31 protein-coding genes are annotated in these 22,791 nt (G+C 56.6%); 7 read left to right on the top strand and 24 right to left on the bottom strand.

The window, feature by feature from the left end; genetic code table 11:
• Window positions 1-14: 14 nt before the first annotated feature.
• From H7B90_RS00510 to H7B90_RS00540, 7 genes are read right to left on the bottom strand one after another with little or no spacing between them, the layout of a single operon-like run.
• Entirely contained in the window at window positions 15-2,000 is a 1,986-nt protein-coding gene (locus H7B90_RS00510; protein ID WP_185133902.1) for a hypothetical protein, read from the bottom strand.
• A gap of 16 nt (window positions 2,001-2,016) precedes the next feature.
• Window positions 2,017-2,157, bottom strand: coding sequence for a hypothetical protein (locus tag H7B90_RS00515; protein WP_185133903.1), 141 nt, complete (start codon window positions 2,155-2,157; stop codon window positions 2,017-2,019).
• A gap of 23 nt (window positions 2,158-2,180) precedes the next feature.
• Window positions 2,181-2,585: a phage tail assembly chaperone gene (locus H7B90_RS00520; RefSeq protein WP_185133904.1), complete on the bottom strand. Its 405-nt coding sequence runs from the start codon at window positions 2,583-2,585 to the stop codon at window positions 2,181-2,183.
• Window positions 2,586-2,603: 18 nt separating this feature from the next.
• On the bottom strand, window positions 2,604-3,011 hold the full coding sequence (locus H7B90_RS00525; protein WP_185133905.1) for a phage tail tube protein: 408 nt from the start codon (window positions 3,009-3,011) through the stop codon (window positions 2,604-2,606).
• A 15-nt stretch (window positions 3,012-3,026) separates the two neighbouring features.
• The gene (locus H7B90_RS00530) at window positions 3,027-4,478 is read right to left on the bottom strand and encodes a phage tail sheath family protein (RefSeq protein ID WP_185133906.1); all 1,452 of its coding nucleotides are present in this window, start codon (window positions 4,476-4,478) and stop codon (window positions 3,027-3,029) included.
• Between the two features lie 3 nt (window positions 4,479-4,481).
• The gene (locus H7B90_RS00535) at window positions 4,482-4,718 is read right to left on the bottom strand and encodes a YqzN/YkzM domain-containing protein (RefSeq protein ID WP_260410627.1); all 237 of its coding nucleotides are present in this window, start codon (window positions 4,716-4,718) and stop codon (window positions 4,482-4,484) included.
• Window positions 4,719-4,729: 11 nt separating this feature from the next.
• On the bottom strand, window positions 4,730-5,590 hold the full coding sequence (locus H7B90_RS00540) for a hypothetical protein (RefSeq protein ID WP_185133907.1): 861 nt from the start codon (window positions 5,588-5,590) through the stop codon (window positions 4,730-4,732).
• Window positions 5,591-5,808: 218 nt separating this feature from the next.
• Here H7B90_RS00540 and H7B90_RS00545 point away from each other — a divergent pair, with 218 nt between their 5' ends.
• From H7B90_RS00545 to H7B90_RS00560, 4 genes are all read left to right on the top strand, one after another.
• Window positions 5,809-6,066 (top strand): YkgJ family cysteine cluster protein, encoded by a 258-nt coding sequence (locus tag H7B90_RS00545; protein WP_185133908.1) that lies wholly within the window; start codon window positions 5,809-5,811, stop codon window positions 6,064-6,066.
• 170 nt (window positions 6,067-6,236) lie between these two features.
• Entirely contained in the window at window positions 6,237-6,782 is a 546-nt protein-coding gene (locus tag H7B90_RS00550; RefSeq protein WP_185133909.1) for a MerR family transcriptional regulator, read from the top strand.
• Between the two features lie 11 nt (window positions 6,783-6,793).
• Entirely contained in the window at window positions 6,794-7,237 is a 444-nt protein-coding gene (locus tag H7B90_RS00555; protein ID WP_185133910.1) for an SRPBCC family protein, read from the top strand.
• 30 nt (window positions 7,238-7,267) lie between these two features.
• On the top strand, window positions 7,268-7,714 hold the full coding sequence (locus H7B90_RS00560) for an SRPBCC family protein (protein ID WP_185133911.1): 447 nt from the start codon (window positions 7,268-7,270) through the stop codon (window positions 7,712-7,714).
• 100 nt (window positions 7,715-7,814) lie between these two features.
• Here the strand turns inward: H7B90_RS00560 and H7B90_RS00565 are convergent, their stop codons facing one another.
• Window positions 7,815-8,402 (bottom strand): sigma factor-like helix-turn-helix DNA-binding protein, encoded by a 588-nt coding sequence (locus H7B90_RS00565; protein ID WP_185133912.1) that lies wholly within the window; start codon window positions 8,400-8,402, stop codon window positions 7,815-7,817.
• 257 nt (window positions 8,403-8,659) lie between these two features.
• Between H7B90_RS00565 and H7B90_RS00570 the strand changes: the two genes are divergently transcribed.
• Both H7B90_RS00570 and H7B90_RS00575 read left to right on the top strand, forming a co-directional pair.
• Window positions 8,660-9,061 carry a helix-turn-helix domain-containing protein gene (locus H7B90_RS00570; protein WP_185133913.1) on the top strand — a complete coding sequence of 134 codons (402 nt, stop codon included), beginning with the start codon at window positions 8,660-8,662 and terminating at the stop codon, window positions 9,059-9,061.
• A gap of 95 nt (window positions 9,062-9,156) precedes the next feature.
• Window positions 9,157-9,729: an ImmA/IrrE family metallo-endopeptidase gene (locus H7B90_RS00575; RefSeq protein ID WP_185133914.1), complete on the top strand. Its 573-nt coding sequence runs from the start codon at window positions 9,157-9,159 to the stop codon at window positions 9,727-9,729.
• A 124-nt stretch (window positions 9,730-9,853) separates the two neighbouring features.
• On the opposite strand, the gene H7B90_RS00580 is transcribed toward H7B90_RS00575, so the two are convergent.
• Complete coding sequence (locus H7B90_RS00580; protein ID WP_185133915.1) at window positions 9,854-10,387, bottom strand: type 1 glutamine amidotransferase domain-containing protein; 534 nt, start codon at window positions 10,385-10,387, stop codon at window positions 9,854-9,856.
• 108 nt (window positions 10,388-10,495) lie between these two features.
• Entirely contained in the window at window positions 10,496-10,918 is a 423-nt protein-coding gene (locus H7B90_RS00585) for a hypothetical protein (protein ID WP_185133916.1), read from the bottom strand.
• A gap of 157 nt (window positions 10,919-11,075) precedes the next feature.
• On the opposite strand from H7B90_RS00585, the gene H7B90_RS00590 reads away from it, so the two are divergent.
• Window positions 11,076-11,399, top strand: coding sequence for a DUF5763 domain-containing protein (locus H7B90_RS00590; RefSeq protein ID WP_185133917.1), 324 nt, complete (start codon window positions 11,076-11,078; stop codon window positions 11,397-11,399).
• A 661-nt stretch (window positions 11,400-12,060) separates the two neighbouring features.
• Here the strand turns inward: H7B90_RS00590 and H7B90_RS00595 are convergent.
• The 14 genes from H7B90_RS00595 to H7B90_RS00660 all read right to left on the bottom strand — a co-directional run bounded on the left by H7B90_RS00595 (window position 12,061) and on the right by H7B90_RS00660 (window position 22,790).
• Window positions 12,061-12,330 (bottom strand): YolD-like family protein, encoded by a 270-nt coding sequence (locus H7B90_RS00595; protein WP_185134000.1) that lies wholly within the window; start codon window positions 12,328-12,330, stop codon window positions 12,061-12,063.
• A 92-nt stretch (window positions 12,331-12,422) separates the two neighbouring features.
• Entirely contained in the window at window positions 12,423-13,688 is a 1,266-nt protein-coding gene (locus H7B90_RS00600) for a DNA polymerase IV (protein ID WP_185133918.1), read from the bottom strand.
• The gene (locus tag H7B90_RS00605) at window positions 13,678-13,875 is read right to left on the bottom strand and encodes a hypothetical protein (protein WP_185133919.1); all 198 of its coding nucleotides are present in this window, start codon (window positions 13,873-13,875) and stop codon (window positions 13,678-13,680) included. The genes H7B90_RS00600 and H7B90_RS00605 overlap by 11 nt, the downstream gene beginning before the upstream one ends.
• A 107-nt stretch (window positions 13,876-13,982) precedes the next feature.
• Window positions 13,983-14,522, bottom strand: coding sequence for a hypothetical protein (locus H7B90_RS00610; protein WP_185133920.1), 540 nt, complete (start codon window positions 14,520-14,522; stop codon window positions 13,983-13,985).
• Window positions 14,523-14,625: 103 nt separating this feature from the next.
• On the bottom strand, window positions 14,626-15,489 hold the full coding sequence (locus H7B90_RS00615; RefSeq protein ID WP_311772655.1) for an ATP-dependent DNA ligase: 864 nt from the start codon (window positions 15,487-15,489) through the stop codon (window positions 14,626-14,628).
• A gap of 97 nt (window positions 15,490-15,586) precedes the next feature.
• Window positions 15,587-16,222 carry a hypothetical protein gene (locus H7B90_RS00620; RefSeq protein WP_185134006.1) on the bottom strand — a complete coding sequence of 212 codons (636 nt, stop codon included), beginning with the start codon at window positions 16,220-16,222 and terminating at the stop codon, window positions 15,587-15,589.
• The gene (locus H7B90_RS00625; RefSeq protein ID WP_185133921.1) at window positions 16,209-16,661 is read right to left on the bottom strand and encodes a Panacea domain-containing protein; all 453 of its coding nucleotides are present in this window, start codon (window positions 16,659-16,661) and stop codon (window positions 16,209-16,211) included. Before H7B90_RS00625 ends, H7B90_RS00620 begins: the two co-directional genes overlap by 14 nt.
• Before the next feature lie 324 nt (window positions 16,662-16,985).
• On the bottom strand, window positions 16,986-17,969 hold the full coding sequence (locus tag H7B90_RS00630) for a fibronectin type III domain-containing protein (RefSeq protein ID WP_185133922.1): 984 nt from the start codon (window positions 17,967-17,969) through the stop codon (window positions 16,986-16,988).
• A gap of 101 nt (window positions 17,970-18,070) precedes the next feature.
• Complete coding sequence (locus tag H7B90_RS00635) at window positions 18,071-18,793, bottom strand: glycoside hydrolase family 73 protein (protein WP_185133923.1); 723 nt, start codon at window positions 18,791-18,793, stop codon at window positions 18,071-18,073.
• Window positions 18,786-19,103 (bottom strand): hypothetical protein, encoded by a 318-nt coding sequence (locus tag H7B90_RS00640; protein WP_185133924.1) that lies wholly within the window; start codon window positions 19,101-19,103, stop codon window positions 18,786-18,788. Before H7B90_RS00640 ends, H7B90_RS00635 begins: the two co-directional genes overlap by 8 nt.
• A gap of 1 nt (window position 19,104) precedes the next feature.
• On the bottom strand, window positions 19,105-19,299 hold the full coding sequence (locus H7B90_RS00645; protein ID WP_185133925.1) for a hypothetical protein: 195 nt from the start codon (window positions 19,297-19,299) through the stop codon (window positions 19,105-19,107).
• Between the two features lie 105 nt (window positions 19,300-19,404).
• Window positions 19,405-22,482: a phage tail spike protein gene (locus H7B90_RS00650; protein WP_185133926.1), complete on the bottom strand. Its 3,078-nt coding sequence runs from the start codon at window positions 22,480-22,482 to the stop codon at window positions 19,405-19,407.
• The gene (locus H7B90_RS00655) at window positions 22,463-22,612 is read right to left on the bottom strand and encodes a hypothetical protein (RefSeq protein ID WP_185133927.1); all 150 of its coding nucleotides are present in this window, start codon (window positions 22,610-22,612) and stop codon (window positions 22,463-22,465) included. Before H7B90_RS00655 ends, H7B90_RS00650 begins: the two co-directional genes overlap by 20 nt.
• Window positions 22,605-22,790 carry a hypothetical protein gene (locus H7B90_RS00660; protein ID WP_185133928.1) on the bottom strand — a complete coding sequence of 62 codons (186 nt, stop codon included), beginning with the start codon at window positions 22,788-22,790 and terminating at the stop codon, window positions 22,605-22,607. The genes H7B90_RS00655 and H7B90_RS00660 overlap by 8 nt, the downstream gene beginning before the upstream one ends.
• Window position 22,791 lies beyond the last annotated feature (1 nt).

Consider the following 22,791-nt stretch of genomic DNA (forward strand, 5'->3'; position numbering starts at 1 on the left):
CCCGCTCCGGTCTGTCAGGCCCGGTTCTCGACGGTCTGCTTGATAGAGACCGCGAGCCTCGAACCGATCTCGACCGCGATCGCGTCGTAGTCGATGTTCGGCTCCTGCACGGTGAGCTGCACCGCTCCCGGCGGGATATTTATGTTAATGGAGGGAGGAGGTGTAGGCTTGTTTGGAAAAGGAGACGGTCGGTTGCCGGCCGCTTGCTGCGGTCCGATAGAGGCTGTCGGCGTCGGAACAGGCTCCGGCGCCGGTTTCTTTCTAAGGAACGGAGGCACGAACTTCTTCAGCTTCTTCTTGACGCCGTTGACCGCACCGCCGACTTTCTCTCCGATCCATTCTCCGGCCATGCCGCCCAGCGCCGTTCCGGCAGCGGTACCGACCCCGGGCATAATCAGAGTTCCTAGCGTACCGAGCGCAGCCGCTCCGATTCCACCGCCGACGGCCCGGCCGATGGCTTTGTTGCGCTCATCTCCAGGCTTGGCCTTGGCGATATCGGCGGCACCCATGGCTAAAGATAATGGCCGGATAAGCTTGCCCGCGCCGCGCAGCAGCCCTTTGGCCATCGACTTCACCGGCACCTTCTTGACCGCGGAGACGGCTTTCCCGCCGAACTCCTCGGCTTTGCCCGCTAGACCTTGGACGGAAGACCACCGCTTCTTCAGCCAGCTTCCCGCTCCTTTACGAGCCGTATCCAACTTATCCTTTGCCCAGTCCTTCGCGCCCAGCAGCTTCTCTTTGCCTTGGGCTAACATCTTGCCCGCGCCTTGACGTGCGGCGCCCAGCTTATCCTTCGCCCAGTCCTTCGCGCCCAGCAGCTTCTCTTTGCCCCGGGCCAGCAGCTTGCCCGCGCCTTGACGTGCGGCGCCCAGCTTGTCCTTCGCCCAGTCCTTCGCGCCTAACAACTTCTCTTTGCCTCTGGCCAGCAGCTTGCCCGCGCCTTGACGTGCGGCGCCCAGCTTGTCCTTCGCCCAGTCCCTTGCTGCCGAGAGCTTCTCTTTGCCTCGGGCCATGACCTTGCCCGCGCCTTCGCGAGCCGCGCTCAGTTTGTTTTTGGCCCAATCCTTGGCGGCTACGAGTTTTTCCTTGCCTTTGGCGATAACTTTACTCGCGCCCGCGGGCATCTTGTTTTTCAGCCAATCCTTCGCTCCCATAACGGCGCCGCCAAGCGTGACGACCTTAACGAGCCCTTTGACCGACTTCGAGCCGACTCCCTTGAAAAAGTTCCTCATACCGCTAAAAAGAGACTTTATCGAGCCGCCTCTAGACCTTCCGCGCCCGCCGGATTTGCCTCTGCCGCTCCTTTTGCTCCGTTTGCCCCTGCCTTTGTCCCGATCATTCGAACGACCGTATCCCTTACCGTCGCACTTGCACTGGCAGACGCATTTGACTTTGACCGCCGCATTGTTTTTACCGGCTTCGTCCTTTTTCTCGGGCAGCAACACTTTGAGCCAGCCAAGGCCCTTCACGCCGGATAACTTCTCGATGCCTTTATCGATAACGCCAACAGTCTTTTCCTTAAGCCGGTCCTTGTAGGTATCCTTGACGCTTTTTCCGAAATCTTTCAGCTCATCGACGAGCCAGTCCCAAATAGACTTATCCTTATCCTTGTCCTTACCGCCGGCTTCCTTGGACTTCTCCACGCCTACCTTGGCCATCACGCTCGCCAGGACGTTCACCTTGACGTCGACCTCGACCCCGACCTTCACCGCGGCCTTGATCTTGTCGAGCATCTTCCGGTCGAGCGAGAACTTCGCCCGCACCTTCACTTCCCACACCTCGCGCGTAAGCATCGTCAGCTTCGCGCGGATCGCCTTAATGGCCCCGCATAGGCAATCGTTCAGCCGGATCATCGGCGTGATCTTCACGCGACTGAGAGCCTCCGCCCGCCGGCGCAGCTTGTCCAGATAGCGGTCCATCGTCTGCAGCGCCCGGCCCGTCTTCGCCAAGCCGTTGGCGTCGATGACGAGGTCAATCCTCGCGATCGGTTGCTCGGACATATCGCATCCCTCCTTTCTAGCCGGAGGAGGCAGCCGAGTCCGCCGCCGCCTCCAGCTCGAGTTCCATGCTGGCCATCAGGAACAGCTGCTCGCCCCGCGGCAGCCGCCAGAACTGACCGGGGCGCAGATGGTGCCGCGTCCAGATGGCGTGGAGCATACTGGCCAGCGCCCCGGTTCGAATCAGTTTTTTACGTCTTCGAGCTCCGTGTTGAAGCCGGACAGATCGAGCACGACGTCGCCAAGAGCCGACAGCTCGCCGGCGAGCAGGATGCGCTTGATCACTTCCTCCGCGCCGCTGGCCGAGAACTTCGCCAGCAGCTGCGAGTCGCCCCAGTTCGGGGAGACAGTCGCGGCCGCGATCAACGACACGTTGAACAGCTCCTCATCCAGCCGCTCGATCGTCTGCCCGCGCTTCTCCTTGCGTTCCGTGCAGCGCTCGCGGATGCTGAACACCTGCTTGCCGGTCAGCCCGCGCACCCGGACGGGGACGCCTAGGCGCTCCAGCAGCACCGTTTTCTCCGGTACCGTATCCGCGTCCAGAAGACGCTTCAGCACCTGCTCTTCCGTCAGTTCTTCGAATGCCATGTCGTCAAGCCCCCCAGGTTAGTTCGATTTGATCGGATCGAGCAGCTTGTAGCCCTCGAAGGTGAAGGTCGTCTCTTCGGCGACCTCTTCGCCGGCGGTCCAGTTCGCCAGCTGCAGCTTGTCCGCCACGCAGTTGTACAGCTCGATGCGCTCGAAGCCGTACGCCTCCGGGTCGCTCAGCTTGTTGATGATGTTGAACTTGGCGAAGCCGCGGGCGATCATGTCGCTCGTCACCTTGTAGCCGCTCATCGTGCCGGTGCCCTTCTTCGCGCCCAGCTTGTGCGTAGTCCACTCGGAGCCCGCCAGCTTCAGCTCGCGCTTCTCCACCTCGACGGAAGCCTCCAGGTGGTTGATGTTCGTCTGCCATACCCCGTCGATAAAAACCTGCCCATACGTACCCAGAATGGCTCTAGTCGGATCCATCATGTTCCGTTGTCCCCCTTATCGCACGATAAACGTGCCGAAAATTTGTTCCACGACGTCCGTCAGCTTCGCTTCCCACTTCAGGAACACCTGGTCCGGCTCGGCCGGGATGCTCTTGTCCTCGTAGACGTCGAAGCCGGTCGCCTCGATGACGCCGGATTGGGCCAGCGTCTGAAGGTATTGGTTGCATGCGCCGATCAGCGCCAGGCGGCCTTCCTCGGTGTTGTTCACCTTGCCGATGTAGCTGTCCTCCGCCGTGCGCTGCAGATCGGAGTTGATGCTGTCCATGACGCGGATCGTGCGGATCTTCTTCCACGGGGCGCTCTGGTTCTGGCCGAGCGACACGAGGCTGTTCACGCCGCGCAGCGCTTTAACCTGACGTCCGTCATGGATGAAAAGAAACACGCCGCCGCGAACCGCTTGCTCCTGCTCGCTGCGCGTCCAGCGGCGGGTGACGTCCTCGAACGGAGCCGGAGCGTACGTGGTCGATTCGCTCAGCGCTTGGCCCGCGATGAGACCGGCCGCGTAAGCCGACAGCTGCGCCGAGCTGTATTCGACGCCGGCCAGCTTCGCGCCGACGCCGACGTTGACGATGCCTTCGCTGTTGAAGCCCGCGCTGCGCGCGGTCGCCTTGGCGACGGCGTCGGACGCCTTGTCGTCGGCGGACGATCCGCCGAGCACGGCGATGACGCCTTTGCCTTCCCCGCGCACCCGCTTCACCCAGCTCAGCACGCTGGCGAGAAGCGCCGGATCGGTCACGCCGTCGAGCGCGAGCGTGTTGAACTCCTGCGTCTCGAGCGCCCCGAGCGCCGCGACGTAGTCGGCGTTGTCGACGCCTTCGATGCCGGACTTGCCGCCGGCCAGGGCGATGCCGGTCGCGTCCGCCAGCTGGCCATTGCCTTCCGCCAGCACCGCCGCCGCAATCCACTTGTTCGCGGAATCGCCGTTCACGGCGTCCGCCGCCGCCTGCACGGAGCCGTTATCGAACGTGAACGTCCGCAGCAGCGCCGTTCCTTCGTACAGCTTCAGGTCCTTCTTGCCGGCGTCCGACGCGTTCGGCTGGACCGTCACCTTGAACGCGTTGCCGCGTTCGCCGGGATGCTTCGCCGTCAGCTTCAGCACGCTGGCCGGCGTATCCGCCGCCGCGTCCTGAAGCGTCGCCGCCGCGGCCGCCTCGGTGCCGTCCGTCAGCCGGTACGCCAGCACCTTGCTCGCGCCGCCCAGCAGAGCCAGCTTCAGCGTCGAATAAGCGGTCGCTCCGCCGAGCTCGCTGTCCGAGAACGCCTCCGCGATCGCGGCTTCGCCCGTCACCTCCACGAATTCGCGCGCCGGTCCCCAGTGCGCCCGCACCGGGACGGCGACGACTCCCCTCGTTCCCGGTTGGACGGCAGCCGCCGCCGCCGAGCGAAACGCCATATAAAAGCCGGGCAACACCGGCATATCCGTCGTGCTCCAATTGCCTCCTGCCATAGTTCAGCTCACCCTTCTTCTCAGAAATTGTTGAATCGCTTGCTTCGCTTCCGCCACCGTCAGCTCTTCCCGGTCCAAGCCGGACAGAGCGCCCGCCGCGGCATCCTCGGATACCCTAAGCAGAGCCCGGGCCTGCCGGACGAGCTCGTCCCGGCCGTACTTCGCGGCCGCGGCGCCAGCCGCCTTCTTCCCGGCGGCCATTCCCGACGCAGCCGGTGCTTTCTTCCTCTTCTCGGCCATTCGACTTCACCTCATAACCCGATAGAGTCGTAACGGACCTCCCGCATAAGCGGAGCGTCCTCCGGCGACGAACCGGCCGGCTTCCTCGCGGAGCGGCGCATGAGCGTCACCGACAGCTGCCCCGACCGCAGCGCGTCGGCCTCGGTGATCGCCGCGCACTCTTGAACGGTGACATGCTGCTTCTGGGCCTCGTTCAGCGCGATTTTCCCATCCCGCTTCAGCCCTTCCGCTATCCGGACCGTGGCGTCCGTCTGCTCGTTCGGCGTCCGTCCGAGCACGTGCCCGGTTACCTGCTTGCGAATCTTCACCGCAGCCGCGTTGCCGTCCGCCGTCTCCAGGCCGACGATGCGCCACAGAACGGCGGGCTCGAGATAGCCCGGCGGCCACTTGCCGACGTAGGCCTGCCACTCCGGGCCCAGCAGCGTCCGCGTCCAGGCCGCGAGAGCGTCCAGCCAGGAGTCGCCCGGCACCGTCTCGGCCCGTTCGGCGGGTTCGACCGCCGCCACCGAGAAGCGCAGGCCCCGCGTCAGGGCGTCGCGCGCTTCGTCCTCCAGATCGGAGCCGACCGTCCCCTCGTACTTGCACGTGAACACTTCGCCCGTCGCCGAGTCGGAGAGCGTCTGCCCGTCCAGCGAACGGACGATCGCGGCGCTCAGCGAATCGACCGACGAGAAGCCCGCCGCGAGCGACTGGTAGGGCCACACTTCGTACATCCGGCCGTACCCCGTCCAATCGTTGATGCCCGCGTCCGCCCCTTGCACGAGCACGACGTAGGGTTTGTCCAGCGACGAGCCGTCCTCGTGCGATTCGAGCACCCGCCCGTTAATCTCGGGAAGTTCCGCCGCCAGGCGCTGCCGGATTCCGTTCCTCATGGTTCGTCCCTTCCTTCCGTGCCATGTTCGCTCTACCCCTCCCTGACCCGTCTAGCGAGAGGACCGCTTCGCCCTCTCATCTATAGGTGGCGTTCGTACGACAACTTTCGCCGAGATCCGAGAGATTTCTTCCATGCCGCCCCCGCTTGCAATGCCGCGCTCCATCTTCTACTCTTGTAAGAGACTCTCTATATAAATAGGAAAAGGAGGCCCGCGCCATGGAATGCCGACCCGGCTGCGCCGCATGCTGCATCGTCGTCTCGATCTCCTCGCCGATTCCCGGAATGCCCGAAGGCAAGCCGGCGGGCGTCCGCTGCGTTCAACTAACCGCCGACAACCGCTGCGGCTTGTTCGGCCGGCCGGAACGCCCCGCCGTCTGCGGCAGCCTGCCGGCTTCCCTCGAGATGTGCGGGACCTCGAACGAGGAAGCGTTCGAGAACCTGCGCCGGCTGGAGGAAGCGACCCGCCCCGGCTGACCTCGTTCCGCGCCTGCCCGTCTCCCCTCTTCGGCCCTCCGATGACTCTCTCCGTACCTCGCTCGATTTTTTGATTTTTTCCGAACAAACCTCTTGAACCTTACGTAACGTCATGTTTTATAGTGAAATTACCGGTTGATCGCCAGCTGGCATCCAGGAAGGAGTTGGTCATGAAGCGCCATTGGAAAGTCGGAGAGCTCGCCAAGCTGTCCGGCGTGACGATCCGAACGCTGAGGTTCTACGACCAGATCGGCCTCCTGTCCCCGTCCGACCAGACGGAGTCCGGCCACCGGCTCTACCTCGAGCCGGACATCGCGAGGCTGCAGCAGATTCAGGCCCTGAAGGAGATGGGGCTCTCGCTGGAGGAGATCAAGTCGTTCCTTGCCGGCGAGCGCAACACCCCGCTCGAGGTAGTGAAGCTTCAGATCGAGCGCTTGCGGGAGACGATCCGGCTTCAGCAGAAGCTGCTGCGGGAGCTGGAGCACGTGGCGGCCCGCATGAGAACGAGAGATCCGCTCGGCGTCGAGGAGTTCACCCAGCTGTTCGAGACGATGAAGCAGACCCGGGAGAAGTTCGCCCTGGAACGCCGGGCAAGCTGGGAGAGCCATCTGGACCGGCTGGCGTCCTTCCTTCTGCAGAGCGAGATTCCGAACGAACCGAACCGACCGAACCGACCGGACCGACCGAACGACAACGAATCGAACGAACCCCATTAGGAGGAATTCCCATGAACGAACGCAGCTCCGTGCACGACACCTTCGTCATCGAACGAGTATACGACGCGACCGCCGACAAAGTGTATGCCGCCTGGTCCGACCCGGCCGCCAAGGCCGGCTGGTTCCAGAAGGCCGAGCAATTCGAATTCCGCGTCGGAGGAAGGGAGTACAGCCGCGGCGGTCCGCCGGAAGGTCCGGTCTTCACCTTCGACGCGGTCTACCAGGACATCGTCCCGAACGAGCGGATCGTCTACACGTATACGCTGGACATGGGCGAGACGAGAATCTCGGTGTCCACCACGACGATCGAGCTGAAGCCGGAGGAGGGCGGCACCCGCCTTATTTTCACCGAGCAAGGAATCTATCTGGACGGCCACGACAACCCGGCGCAGCGCGAGCAGGGCACGAAGGAGATGCTGGATACGCTGGGCGTAGCGCTTAAGAAGCAAGCTTAAAACTTCAATAATTAGAAGGAGGAATGAAGAATGAACACGACCGTAGGAGAAAAGGATGTATCGACCGCCGTTCTGCTGAACGCGAGCCGGGAGCAAGTTTTCGAGGCCTGGATCGACCCCGATCAATTGGCTCAGTGGTGGGGCCCCCGCGGCTTCCGGAACACGTTCGAGGTGTTCGAGCCGAAGCCGGACGGAGATTGGAAGTTCGTCATGCACGGCCCGGACGGGACGGACTACGACAATCACAATGTCTTCCGAGAAGTTCGGCCGAACGAACGGATCGTCATCGAGCATTTGCACTTCCCGCCGTTCAAGCTGACGGGCTCGTTCGAGGACGAAGGCGGCCGTACGCGGCTGACCTTCCATCAGGAGTTCGCGACGAAGGAAGTTTTCGATCAGGTCAAATCGTACTGCATCGAAGGCAACCAGCAGAACCTCGAACGGCTTCAGGACCTGCTGGCGAAGCTTCACGCTTAACGCCGGCCCCGTCTCGCAGCCTGCCGGATCCGCGGCAGGCTGCTTCCCGTTTTTCCCCGCTTCGCCTATGCCGTGCCTTCGGCCGTCTCATCGCGCGGCTTCACCCGACCAATACGACGACGCTGCCGACGTTCGCCGCGATCTTGCGCTGCGCCCGCACGACGTAGGTGCCGACGCTCGACTTGCTCAGATGCAGCAGCCCGGCGATCTCCGAGTAGGAGCAGCCTTGCCCGTGGGCCAGGGAGAAGCATTCCCTCTCCCGGTCGGTGAGCCCGCGAAGGGCGGCCATGAGGCGAAGATGCTTGATCTCGGAATCGGCCTCCGGCGGCTCCTCCGGGTCCGCGTCCCGGTAAGCCACGGCGGGCAGCCGGGCGGGATCGGTCGGAATCTCCCTCTGGTAAGCGGCTCGCCGCTCGATGCCTCTGCGGTTGCCCGGCCTGCGGCCCGTCTCCAGCCACTCGATGACGTACGAGCAATCCGAGATCATCTCGACGATCAGCTTCCGGTCCCGGTCGAGCTGGAGAATCAGGTCCATCTCCTCCACCGTCCGGATCGGCTCGAGCTCCCGCATGCGCCGGGTCAGCTTGTCCGCCGCGAGCAGCAGCCCTCTTCTCGTCTCGATATAGACTTCCAGCGTCGCCGGGCCGAGGTCCTCGACTTGCCGATAGGCGTTAAGTTCTCTTTTCATTTTTTCCACGCTCCCCTTCTCAAGGTGATGGGTTGGTTTTGTTGTTTTGCCAATTTGGCAAACACGAGGCGGATAGGATGAAGCGACCCGTCCATTCCTCTCGTTTTCGACCCCCTATTGGTTGCCGTGGAAAGATCATACATTACCATTTCGGTAAATGTCAACCCGTTTTTGCGAGAGTTCAGAATATTATTTTGCCAAAACGGAAAACTATGATATGATGGATCTACTAGTCTCGGATGAAAAGGAAGATGGCCATGACACTCGGTATGCGCCTTCGGGAACGGAGGGAACGGTTCGCCAAGACGCAGATGGACGCCGCCCGGGAGCTCGGCATCAGCAACGTTCAGCTCTCCCGCTACGAATCGGACGACCGCAAGCCGGACCCCGAGATGCTCGCGCGGTTCGCGGAATATTACCGGACGACGGCGGACTATCTGCTGGGCCGGACGGAGGATTCGTCCCCCGAGCCGGGACCGGTCGCTCCTTCGCTGGATTACGCCGAATTCGAACGCTTTATCAGCGATCCCGCGCACGGAACATTCTTCAAGGATTATCTGAACGCCCCCGAAGAGAGAAAAGAAGAAATGCGGAGATTCTGGGAGTTTATCCGGGAGAAGGAACGCGGCCGCAAGCCGGGAGACCGCCAGGGGGAATAATTTTACGTTTGTCCATCCGACTTTACGCCCTTGTCAGGGCGGTTTTTTTGGCATAAAATACGAACATACATTCGCACGACAAGCGAGGTGTCCGCATGCTTCGATATTATAAACCGACTCCGATGGAGGAGTGGATCGAGAACCTGTGGAGGAGAGCGGGGATCCGGTCGCCGGAGCAGCTGACGGTCGACGAGGTCGCCTCGCGCCTCAACGTATGGGTCCATTACTTGAATCAGGGCAGCAAGGCGCTCGAGTGGATGGGTCTTCGCTCCATCCTCGTCGACAAGCGGCTGAGCCGGGCGGAGCAGTGGGAGGACTTCCTGCACGAGCTGTGCCACATTCTGCGCCATGCCGGCAACCAGACGCTCATGCCGCGGGCGTTCCTCGAGAGCCAGGAGGCCGACGCGAACCGGTTCGTCCTGTACGCTTCCATGCCCTATTCCATGCTGAAGCATTGCCGGCTTCCGGACCGCCAGAGCGAGGCCGCCGACCTGATCGCCGCCCACTTCGGCGTCACCCATTCGCTGGCCTACCGGAGACTGGAGCAGATCCAGCGGCGCACGTTCGAAGCGATCCTGTGGGAGGAGATCGAGAAGCTCCAGCGGGAGCGCCCCCTCGCGGCAGCTGAGGCCGGGGTTAAACGCGATGCGGTCGTCGCGAAGGGGTAGGTTCGCAGGGGCAGCCGGCAACAGTCTCCAAAAAAAAAGGTTGATCTTCGGTCCGCCAACGCGAACCGAAGATCAACCTTCTCTGGCGACGATCGGCTTGAGGCCGAAGCGCCGCGACACACGGTCAGTACGCGGAGACGCCCAGCTTGTCGATCGTCTCCTTGATGAAGACCGACTCGTCCTGCGGACCCCGGGACGTAATGAGGTTGTCGTCCACGACGACCTCCCGGTCGACGAACGCGCCTCCGGCCTCCTGGATCTCGTCCTTGATGCCGGAATAGCCGGTCAGCGTCTTGCCGCGCAGCACTCCGGCCGAGGCCAGCACCTGCGGGCCGTGGCAGATCGCGGCGATCGGAATGCCCCTCTCGTGCGCCTTGCGGACGAATTCGAGCACCGCCGGGTCCTCTCTCAGCTTGGCCGGAGAGCCGCCTCCCGGGATAATGACCGCTTCGTAATCGGACGCGTTCGCTTCCGAGGCGGCCAGGTGGGACACATACGTAATCGTCCCCTTCTTGCCCTTCAGCTCGTCCTCCTTGCGGAGGCTAATGATAACGGGATCGTCGCCGTTCTCGACGATGGCGTCGTAGGGGTTCTTCATCTCCGAGTCTTCGTAGCCGTCGGCCAGCAGGAAGGCGACCTTCTTCACGCTCTGCTTCATCGCTATCCACTCCCGTCTCATGTCGGATCGGGCCGTTCCGTAGCGGAACGGCCGGCGCATGGTTATTGTACCCTGAATCGGGCGGGATGAACCGCGGCAGCCGGATGGTTAGGGACGCGAAGCGGCTACGGCTTTTACGTATTCGCGATCGCCGATTCGGACGGCTACCGCATCGGATGGATCCGTATCGGCGATGGAGTAAATTTGGGTCCCTTTTGCATAAAGGTTCGAATAAGGCTCGTCCGTACGCTCCGGCTCGGGAGTCGGATGGTCCTTATCCTGTTCCGCAACTTGGATATGATCGGTCGATGGATACGCGATTTCGCCGAGTTGTTCGCCGACTTGATCGATTTTGTCCTCCGTCGCTCTGTACAGGGTATCGTTCCAATGAATGGACGGATAAGCGAACGAAGCTTGGCTCATGACCTTCGTCTCTTGTGACGGTCCTGCTTGGGCCATCGGGTCGGAGCCCGAATTCGTACAGGCCGACAGAAGAAGCGCAGCCACCATCAGCCATCCGACTTTTCTCATCTTCCCACCGCCTTTGTCTCAAGAAGACGCGCTATTTAAAGGAAATGTTGCTTGGAGTCGATGTCGTCCTGCCCAAGAATATCCATGCTACAATAGGAAGACACGATGGATGGAAGCCAATCCCCGAGCCGATCGGGACGATCCGGAGCGAGCAGACATGTCGGAGATAAAGCTGTGCAAAATATACTCCTGCGATTCGGAGGCGCTCGAGAACGGCTATTGCGCGAGCCATCAGCAGCAAGCGGAGAGGGTATCTTCCGCTCAAGAGCCGAGCCGATGGTTCCCGGCGTTCGCGGTCGCATCGGGCGTTATCGCCATAGTCGGGGTCGTGGCGGGGTGTTATCAGTATTCCCTCTCGAGCGAGGTGAACGAAGAGCTTGCTCTCGTATCGGGCTTAACGACGGCCTCTTATAGCCTGGCTGCGGCCTTGCTGGTACTTGGTGCGGGGAAGATCATTTCCTTGTTGGAATCGAGGAAGTAAGCCAATAACAAGCAGTTGGCTTGCATAGTCTGTACCCTTTCGATGGGGGGAGTCAGCTAACGAATCGAGGAGACGCTATTTCGCCCAAACTCGTGGATTTTCGGTTCTAACGAATCGTATAGACGCTATTTCGTGCGGGAAGCCCCTTTTTCCCCCGTAGGGCCCTAAATAAGATCGCTGGAGTTCGTTACAGCGCGAGGTCTATAAACCAGGGTCCATGTGACTCGAATTCCGATTCCGATTGCAACCATCAGTGAGACTCCCATGTCTCCACATCCTAAGTAGTCTGTCAGCGAAATGGTCTTTCGTAGAAAAAAAGAGGACCCCGAGCAGCGAATTGGACCCCAAAAAAATAAAAAAATGTTTGAACTGATTAAAGGTTAGATCATTGTTGGAAGATCGGCCCCATCAAGCAAAAAACGCGGTCCCGATCATCTCGGAATCCGCGTTTCATTTGAGAAGTTAAGTGGTGCTGATGAAGGGATTCGAACCCCCGACCTACGCATTACGAATGCGTAGATGTACTTTTCCGTACCTTTCCCTTAGTATCCGCAAGGCCTATATTATCAGGTTTTTCACGTTTTGTATTCCCTAAGTTTCCCTTGTGATCCGGTTCGCGTTAGAAAAAACGTTAGAAGTGTTAGAATGAAAAACGCCCCGATCACTCGGGGCTCCCTACCTTCATAATATCCATGAACGGTACCTTGACCGTTTCCCCGTATTTCATCACGTGAACCAGTTTCGTCCGCGAATCCATCTCCACGATCAGTCCGTACACCGGTTCATCCCGCCCCCATATGGTCAGCACGGCCTCGGAATCCTCCTGCTTTGCCTCCACTAGTCGCTCACCGATCACCTCAAGTTCGAACTCGTCTCGCGTAGGGCGCTTTGGCCCGCTTTTCCCTTTTCCCGGCTTTGGAACTGCTGTCATGTCGCTCTCCCCATTCCGTAGCTCATAAAGCTCCTGGTGCTCCGTGAGCAGCATCTTCGACTTCCATCGTTCGTTCCCGTTCAGTTTACTCATTACTTAAAGTGGCCTCCGATCTGCCCGGCCCTCTCACGAGCCACCCCAGCCTCGAGCAGGGATGAGGCTCTCATAATTGCAGCATCACCGAAACGGTCTTTTATCATGTCCGTCGCACGTTCGAGTGCGTACGCCGCCGGCCTGTTATCGAAAAGCGTTAATTGGTACGTTTGGTCACTCGATAGTTCCGTGATCCCTACATACAATCGAGCAACCGGCAATCCGCCCCAATATTTCTCGAATAGTTGCTGCGCTGCAGCTGCTACCTCATGTGTCAAGGATGTGGGCTGTGGGAGTGTCGTTTGCCGGCTAAATCCGGATACCCTTTCTCCATCCGTTTCGACAGCTCCCACCGTCAACACACGCCCCTGATACCCAAGACGCCGGGCCCGCCGGCAGACCTCCACGACAAGCTCAAGGAGCACGACCTCAATATCCTCAAGTTTGCGGTAAAGACTTGCCCTCAAGGCCTTACCGTGGCTCACGGATTTGAGCGCTCCCCGGATGGAAGGCACAACAGGGCTCGGATCGATCCCGCGGGCCGTCTGCCAGTAGTACTCTGCCTGGATATCCGATTGTTTTCCCATCTCGCGACGCATTCGACGCTTGAATTCACCTAGATCCAGGCGCGCCACATCGCCGATTGTCGGTAGTCCCATACGTATAAAATGCCGCGTCATCCTCGAGGCCACCATAAACATCTGATGGATCGGCAGCGACCATAAATCTTTTTCGATGTTCTCGGGGCCTAGTCTGTAGATCCCGTCAGGCCGTTTTTTCGCAAAGTTATCCGTTGCCGTTTTGGCAAGTATTTTCGTCGGTCCGATACCAACGCGCGACCAAACACCAGTTGAGGCGAGGACTTGAGCTTGGATCTGCCGGGCAATCTCGTCAGGACTTCCGAACAGAGATAGTGAACCTGTCACGTCGAGGAACTGCTCATCAATCGAGTATGGCTCGACCAGGTCGGTAAAACTCTCGAATATTTGCGTGATCAATAACGATATAGTGATGTAACGTTGCATCCTCGGCCGTATAACAACCAGATCCGGGCACTTAGCCAGTGCCTCGCCGACTCGCTCCGCGGTCGTCACCCCGCGCGACTTAGCGATCGGGCAGGCAGCAAGAATGATCCCTGACTTTCGTGCGGGATCGCCGACCGCTATCGGCTTGCTCTTGAGCTCTGGGCGAGCAGCCTTCTCAACTGACGCGTAAAAGGATTGGCCGTCGACGAGGAAAATGGTCCGTTCTCGTTCACGAGGCATAGCTGTTCACCGGCTCCTGCGCCAGAATGCCCTCCACATGGAATGTTCGCATCCCTTGCCTTGTGTGGTCGTACGCTCGGACCTGGCCACCGCCAACGGAATAAACGGTGATCCTTCGTTGAGTAATCCGCCCATGGCGATCAACATAAATGATGTTGATAAGCTGGCCAACGTATTTGTCGATCATGCTCCTCGCCTCCAAAATAAGAACATTTGTTCTCAGTATACTCAGAACATGCGTTCTTATTCAAGAGGCAAAAATAGCCGAGCCCGAAGACCCAGCTTGTTGATGAATTAGAACGGTTTGCCGTCATTGATGTTAATAGGGAGCGATGAAGTATTATATGTCTCATTAGTTGTGCGATTGTGATGATATGTCCAGATGGAGCCACTAGCAACAACTAGACCACTGTTGTTTGCAAGCTCAATTTTTCCAGAGAACACTTTATTTGAGCAGGAATGAAACTCTGGGTTGTCGCTGTTATTTTGTAATGTGATATGGTATTGACGTGTTGCATTTGCATCAAGGTCGAACGCAGTTCCAGGTGTAATGTCAGATGCATATCCTGCCTGGTCATTGCCTTCAATTATCATGGGCGTTCCATCGACAGAATACAAATTTACAGTCGTCGGCACAGACTGCCCACTTAAATTAGTTACGTTTAATGCCATTTGAATAACAAAATTATCTTGACAGGGTAAATTCATCGGAATGGAAAAGTAAACTGCCCGTCCCTCAGAAATTTGAGCAGAAACAGGAATTGCCGAAGTGAGTGTAGTTAGCGCAACCAAGCACATTAATGTAGTCCAAAATCTCTTATTACCCTTTTTCATAATAACAACTCCTCTCCCTAATGCCTTGATTGTATCCAACATCTAGGAGAAGAAACAGTCTTATATTCGACATATTTTTACATTACGATGGAAGGTTGTACCATCACAAGATAAACCGAACGAACTCCGGGGAACGCAGCAACCCACGCTTCGTCCAATTCCTGAATCTCACATGGGCTTTAATCCTCGGCTCAAGATACACAAAGTTTCGGTCCTCTCCAGCGATGAGGCCGCTCGTTACCCTGTAAAACGCCTGCTTGTGTGAAGCCGGTACCGCGAGCTCGATGATCCCAGCTGGACGCCCCTCATGCTGGACCAACCAACCGAAGTCTCCTCGCCGGTATCCGAAGATCGCCACGTCCGCGTACATGTAGTTTATGATCTTCTGCCATGCCGGATCCCGGCGGCCGACATAACGGCTATCAGCCCGCTTTGCTACGATCCCCTCGAGCTGTTTCTCCTTCACCGCTTCGAAGAGTGCTCGGCCTTCCCGGGGAATCGACAGGACATGCGAAAAATATTGGTTGCTCCCGATGACTTCTCTCAGGATTGCCTTTCGCTCACTGAGAGGGAGCCCACGGAGGTCCGCGCCACGATAGTGCAGAATATCGAATACGAAGAATTGGACAGGCTGGGAGATTGCCGCCTGAGCGATCCTCCCCGGCCGCCGAATGTGGAACCGCTCCATGACCGCTTCGAAGTCCACCGCGCCCGTATTCGGCTGGACGACCGCGACCTCACCATCCAGAACGACGTCTGCGCCGCCTGCAACCGGCACGTCGTGCAGCTCGGGGTACTGGCGAGTCACGTCGTTATGGTGACGCGTGTATAGCCGAACGTGGCCGTCCACGACTGATACGATGAGCCGATGGCCGTCAATCTTGGGTTCAAATATGAACCGCTCTTCGTCGAAGGGCTGTTCACGTTTTTGGAGGAGCATTGGAGGAAGGAACATGTCATACACCATCCGTATATCAAACCTGATATACTGATTGTATCATTAGGGGAGAGCCGGATACCCCGGTAAGTTCTAACAAAAAAGCAGCTAGCTTGTAGCTGCTGCTCTAATAAAAATCATTTTTATTCATCCTTAATTCTAACTCCAATGCGTATCTATCAATTTCTGAATAAATTTCTTCTCTCTCCTCTTCTAATGCTAGTAATTCTGCACTATAACAATCATAACAGTCGTCAGGCGGGTCACACTTTACTATACCGCCATGCTTTTTCGAAGGATATAAATTATGATCTGGATCTAACCATACTATGTAGAAAACATTATCAATTAGAAATCCGTGCACTCTACCCCTTGCAGTAGAAATAGCAAATTGGTAGGCATCATGCTCTATTTGTTTGAAGAGTTCCTCATTCAAAGGGAACTTTGCGCTTACAACATTCCAATCATGAGGGTGCACTCTTAACGGTTTTTGATGATGTACCTTGAATTCAACGACCTTCATACCAGAAACTTTTTTCATAGTATCTAGGCAATTTAAAAGCCAGCCCTGATCAGCATTCCCACAATTAAAATACTCATGGCCACGATCGAAAAATTGCCAAGAAAAAATGACATTCTCCTCAGCATATTTTTTTATCGTTTTTTTTGCCGTTTCTGAAATCAGGGACCCCATTCCTTTAGAAGAAGGGGCCCCTGGTTTCGGGATTATGTAGCTACGACGTTCCTCTTTAGGAGTTGGCATCTTCCAATTCCACCTGGGCCTGTTCTATAATATCTTGATCGCTGATCGGGGCATTCGACGCTTGGTATGGCTGGAGTCCATTTCTAGCTCGTTTCCAAGGAATCTGATCGTGAGTCAATGCCTCTAATTCATCAGCATCCAGATGACCGTATGATTCAAACACAGACTCTAAAAACTCATATATCTCTGTATCGTCAGTGATTGAATCAGGAACAGTGGTCTCTCTAGGAATAAGTGCCCACCCGTATTCCTTATAAGCATGATACAACCCGGGATCCACCGGGCCATGAACCCATGCCTGGAATTTGTTCTCGAATAGCGGTTTATTGAAATAATAACGGTACCAAGAATAAGCATAGAAGCAAAGCTTCTGAAGCTTCTTAGGGGACATTGACTCCATATTAAGAAACGCTCTTGCTACATCGTGAATGGTGATCATAGGCCTCACCCTTCTGTTAAAGTGAATAATTTCTCCCACGGTCTCACCTTCCTTTTACAATCGGTACATTAAAAATCATTACCCCGAATTGGAAAGGATATTCTGGTGCAACTTAGGAAAATGGAAACAAACAGGAACTCATGTTCCTATTTTTTACCTCTTCAAATCCATAATACACCAATGCAATGTCATATGTTGTCGAAATTTGTCGTTAGATTGATATTTTTTTATTGCATAATTTGATGCAACATATAAATACTATTCAGGAATAGGTGGCATTTGAACGACAAAAAAACCGAGAGCCGAAGCTCCCGGGCTGATTAACTATTGAACCGGATCGTATTCGTCAACATCAAAGGTAAGGATCTTATCGAAAATTACATATTCGGTACGCGCCTTAAAGGGGCCTTTGTTCCAGCTCTTGGTGAATGCGTACTTCGCAGGACCTGTTCCGGCATCCTTAGCATCGTACCAGTCAAGAAAGTCCCGTAATTCAACAGCAGAAAGATCATATTCCTTAATCAATCCACCGGAAATATACAACGTTAACAATACAGAAGGTGAAGTATCGAAAGTGATTTTAACTTCATTAGAAGGAAGACTCTCTCTGTCCAAGTAATAAGAAGTTATCACGTAGTAGTAAGTCTTTCCTTCAGTTACTTGTGTGTCAATATAACTTTTACTTGTAAGATCTTCAGCTAAAGTAATATAAGGCCCTCCCGATTCCGTTGCTCGTTTAACTCTAAATTTCATATAGCTAGCGACATCTTCTTTCCATGAAAGAGTAACCTTGTTCTCTCCCTTTATAGCCACGAGATCGCTCGGGGTATTATGATCGAGTGTCCCATAAAGGTTAATTTCAAAAACATCTCTAGCCGTACTTTGCACATTATGAATCTGGACATAAGCAACCCCATTCAGGTTGCTTACGGCGGATAAGTTACCATTAACATCAGGATTAGATATGGTTGAAATTACCTTTCCGGTGTGATCACAAAATTCCAGTTGGACACCCGTGGCTGCTTTTAGGCGGTAACCTGTTATTGAAGCCACGTCTACACGTACTAAGGGCACCCTTATTAGATGATTGAAATCAGAAGATCCATCTGCTGATAAGGATATGGAGGTAGTCTCATCATTATCTGTTAATTGAGTTCTAATAATAACAGTATTAAGTCCTTGAGCAGCTTTTAATTTATCAAGTAGTCCACCGCTGAAATCCACCGCTGCAAAGCTCTTCTGAGGAACTACATTTACCCCTAGCAGCAAGACCATAGCAGCAATAAATACCATTGTGATTTTCTTCAAAAAAGCCCCTCCTCTAAAGTAGTGACTCAATCTTACAAGGGAAATTTAGGAAATAAAAGACTGATAATCAACACTATTCGACAGTAAAATTAAGGGTTGCTTCAATGTTTCTTGAATGCTCTCAATGCGACGGCCAACGTCCGCCATCCCTCCTCCGTGAAATTCGGATTGCTGACAAGACCACCGAGGTCGCCGCTTCCGAATTCCTTCGTGAACCACACCGGGGCCGGGACAAGCTTTGTCACGGCCTCCATCGAAAGCTTGATTGCCGCCACGTCTTCTCGCAGCTTGTCAAAAGCTTTTTTCTCTTCATTCGTCATCGGTGTGTCCTCCCCGCCGGTTGCAACCGGCGCATCATATTTGGTTAGTCCGTTGGCTGTAATTACGGACATCAGCTTGCCCGCGTAACCAGGATCGGTGGCATACCCACACGCTTTAAGTGCTGTGCATTGCTCCTTCGGGGTCTTCGCAGCCCGAACGCGGTCGTAACGGGATCGATCGAACAATAAGTCCTGATCTTTGAAGTAATGATAAATCGACTTGTATGCCCGCCAATTGGCCGTCGTATTGACCGTGACGCCGTTGTAGACCTCTTTGGTCTCTGTCGATACGCTGGAACCATCCCAATAAGCCGTAGGCTTTCCGCTACCGACCTTGTAGCCACCGAGATTAAACCATTCAGGGACTTTTCCGCCTGTTTCCAGCCAACTCTGTGCGATCCGGACAGAGGGCAGCAGCCGGCCGCCTTCGCGATGAACCTGCATGACGGTCGGGGCAATTAGCGCGATAAAGGCGTCTTTGCTGTACTTCGTATAATTAGGCACCTTCGTTACCTCCTCCCTTGCCGCCCGGCGGGTTGGCGGCCTTGTTGTTGATCTGCCCAGCAGCCGCCGCCACCAGGAACGCATTTGCGAAGGCGAGGCCATAGACCCGCCAATTGCCCCCGTCCGCCCCCAGCGCCAGCTGCGCCAACGTCAGGACCGCGAACGCGACGATCACCGCGAAGAGATCGGTCGGCAACCGCGGCACGAGACGATCAAGCAACGACTTCGTGTATTGCACGACGAAGAACGTCAGAAGGGACGCCCCGCCCATAGCAGTAAGAGCATCCCAGGTGAAGAGTTGTCCATCCATATTATCCAGACACCACCTTGATTAAGAATCCGAGAGCTGAAATAGCCACGCCTGCGAAGCTGATCGTCGTTGCGATCAACCACTTGACCGTTTGTTTGTATGCGGACAATTCCTCGCGCAGTTCATCGATTCGATGATGCGCCGACTTAGCTTTGTCGAGGCCCTCTAGCGCGACATCGCGGGCGCTGTTCATCATGTCAAGCTTCGTCTCCACTCGCGTCAATCTCTGCAAAATCTCGTTCGTTTCATCCGGCAACACGCCCACCACCCCACAAAAAATAGCCCCGAAGGGCATCTATGCTCAAAGCGCATGCCAACGGAGGCTGAGGTCGAAGCTCTCAGTGGTCGAGGCGCTGTAATTGTAAAACGTCAGCTTCAGCGCGATCCGGCTCGCGTCCGCCGGGTCCGGCATGAGGTCGGCGTCATACAGCATCGTGTAAGTCTTACCCCATACCCTCGGCGTGAGGATGTGGACGCCGTACGGCGAGGCGTTTCGTTGCCCATTGACCATCCCGCTGCTGCCGGACGAATCCACGTAAGTCCCCCACACCGACCGGCCCTTGCCGTCCGCGTTGTTCGCTGCCTTGCGGCCGATCGTCAAGTCCGCGCCGTACGTATAAGCGTCATATCCGGATCCGTCGTCCAGGGAGATCGCCAGCTTGACGCTCCGCTTGCCCATGCCGATCGGGATGTAGTAGGTCTGATATTGCTTCCCCGAGACGCTCACGGAGAGCGTCTGAGCGCCATTCGGAACGCCGCCGTATGCCACATCGTTATCGACGGCCGTGATAGCCCGCTGGTCCCGATAGCGGTAGTCGTGGTAGATCCTCTCTTTAAAATTCGGATACTTGTCGGTCGCATAATCCTTCGTGCTGTTGAGCGATCCGTCCGGGTCCTCCATACCGTAGCCAACAAGCATATAGCCGATCCGGAGGCTACCAGCCGGTGGATTCGGCGGATACAGGTTCCAACCGCCTGACGTTCCAGCCGCCGCCAGCTGCACGTTGCCGTTCACGTCGATCCAGAGATGTCGGAACTCCCATCCATCGTAGTCGCCCGGATTGGTCCCAAGAGTCTGCCCGTTGAAGCGTGCGGCGGGAATCTGAAGGTAACGGCCATCCGGCATAATCGCGGTACCCGCGGAGACGACAATATCGCCTGTCGGCAGGTTCCAGAGGTAGACACTCGTCCCCGAGGAGTACGAGCTCGTTATGCCAGTAATGCCCGTCAAAGACGTCGCCGTCTTGCCGGAGTAAGATATGGCCCGAGGTTCGCCGAAGGACGCCGACCAAATATAGGCGGTACCGCTCGATGGCCATGCGTCCACCGTGCCGTTGCCCACATTGAGCGTCGTCGCTCCGGAAGCTGCCGAGGACGTGAGCGTCGTCAACATCTTGACCTGGCTTCGATTCTCGATCGAGATGATACACCCGAGCGCGATCCCGAAGCCGGCGACCGCATCAAGCCCTGCTTGCCCGATCGATTTGACGCAATCCTGCATGGCCTGCCTCAGCGTCGCGAGTTTGTTCGTCAGGTCCGCAAACTTCGCATCAACGTTGGCCCGCTCGGCCGGCGTGACTCGCTTGTCGGCGATGACGGTATCGATTGCGGCGATCAGCGCCGCGTAGGCTTTGTCATAGTTGGTCTTAGCTGTCCCGAGTGCTCCTTTAAGCGTCGTGTTGGTCAGGTACAGGTTGTTGTAGATGGTCTGGTACTCGATGTCGACGTCGGCCTTTTCCTTCGCGAGGGAGAGCTTGTGCTCGGCGATAGCCTTCGATTCGGCGGTACTGATCAGGCCGTCACTAAATGCACCATCGAGATACGTTTCAAAATCGTTTTGCGCCTGACTCAGTTCACTGAGCTGCGTCTGCACCCGGGCATTCAGTTCATCCGCGTATGACTTGGCATTACCCTCAGCCTTCTGGGTGATGGATTGCATTGCCGCCTGAAATGCCGCTCGAAGCGTCGCAAGACGCGTTGCCAGAGTCGCGAACGCCGTTTTGACCGCCGTGCTCTCGGCCGGCGTTGTCTTCCCATCTGCGATCGCGTTGTCGATTGCCGTATTGAGCGCGGAAAAGGCACTATCATATGCCGTTTTTGCATTCTGGAGCGAAGCCCGGACCGCGGCATCCGTTAGGTACCCGTTCCCCATGACGTTCGTGTACTCAGAATCGACATCGCTCTTTTCCTGCCCCAGCGTCCGCTTGTGCTCGGCGATCGCCTTCGCCTCTGCGGCCGAAATAACGCCATCCTGGAACGCCCCCTCGACGTACTGCTGATAATCGTCCTGGGCTTGTTCCAACTCCGTTTGCTCCTTTTCGATCTGCGCGGCGCGGCGGGCGAGCGCGTCTGCTGTCTCTTTTTGCCGGCGCCGCATCTCGATCAGGTAGTCGTCACGATTTCGCTCGCGGAAGTTCGCGATGACAAGGCGTGGACGTTGCTCCGGCTGAAACGGGTACCGCTCATATTCCTGCAGCCGGGCCGACACGTCGTAGCCGAGCACCGCGTCGAGGACGGTAATCGTGTCGCCGACCTCAACCGGTCCGAGATTGACCGTCTCCGTTTCGTAAGTGAGCTGCGGGACTTCATACTGTGATAGGTAGGACTCCATAGTGGACAAGAGCTTGCCCTGATCTTCGATCTCCGGCCACTCTTTGGATGCCTCAAACGGGCGATACCGGTCATAGAAGATCGAATCGATGTATTTTCGCGTGTGCCCCGCGTAGCCCTCGATCGTAAGCCCGTCTTTGCCGTATCCATAGAGGCGCGTAATCCGTTCGAGATCCGTCTCTGTACGGCGGATGCCCTTCATGTTCTTGCGGTACCGGACCTGTTTCCCGTTGTCCGCGCCCTTCCGGATCGCGAACGTGATTTCGTAATTGTTAAAGGACAGCTCGGCCCCAAAAACGTCGCATAGCTCGTACAGCAGCGCAAGGCGAGACTTCTCCCCCCACTCCGAGATATCCCGGGCGCCGAACGAGCCGGACACGACATAGGTATACGGAGTGCCGACAAGCAGCATCGACAGCATCGCCTCGGGCGTTTGGGCGGCCCGAAAATCGATATAGAGGTCGAAGAAGTATTGGCCTAACTGTAAGGCTACGTGATGGGCCTCAATTGTCTTGCTGATCTTTCCGCCCTCTCGAACCTCTTCAACTCGTTTGATCACGAAATGCTGGCCGTACTCGATGTCTTTCGGGAAACGGATCTCATTTCCCGTGATGAGCAAGTCGTAACGGCCATCGCCAGCGAGCTTCGGATATTGGAAGGTGACGAAATACTCGCCGCTTAGCACCTCTCTTATACGAACAGAAAAAGCGGCCGGCAAGTATGCCAACCGCTCCACGGTATCCCATAATTCAAGGCGTGACCGGCTCATTGCCATCACCGCCAGTCTGTTCTTTTATCAATTCCTCCCTATATTTCACTGGAACGTCCGATATCAGCAACCGCCCGGTCTGAACAGCAACCCGGTACATGTTCAGATAAACCTCATTAAGCTCATTCACCGGTAGCACCCCCTTCCTCCAGAACCTTGACTCTGTTCCTGAGCGAGTCAACCTCGGACATAAGCAGCGTTAAAAGCATGACGCCCATCTCCTGGTTGACTTGGAACAGGCTCTTCTTCGGCTCTACCTCAATCCCTTTGGTTTTGAGATAGTCAACTGCATTTTGCAACGGGTCCATG

The organism is Cohnella xylanilytica (assembly GCF_014212175.1).
Taxonomy (GTDB): domain Bacteria; phylum Bacillota; class Bacilli; order Paenibacillales; family Paenibacillaceae; genus Cohnella; species Cohnella xylanilytica.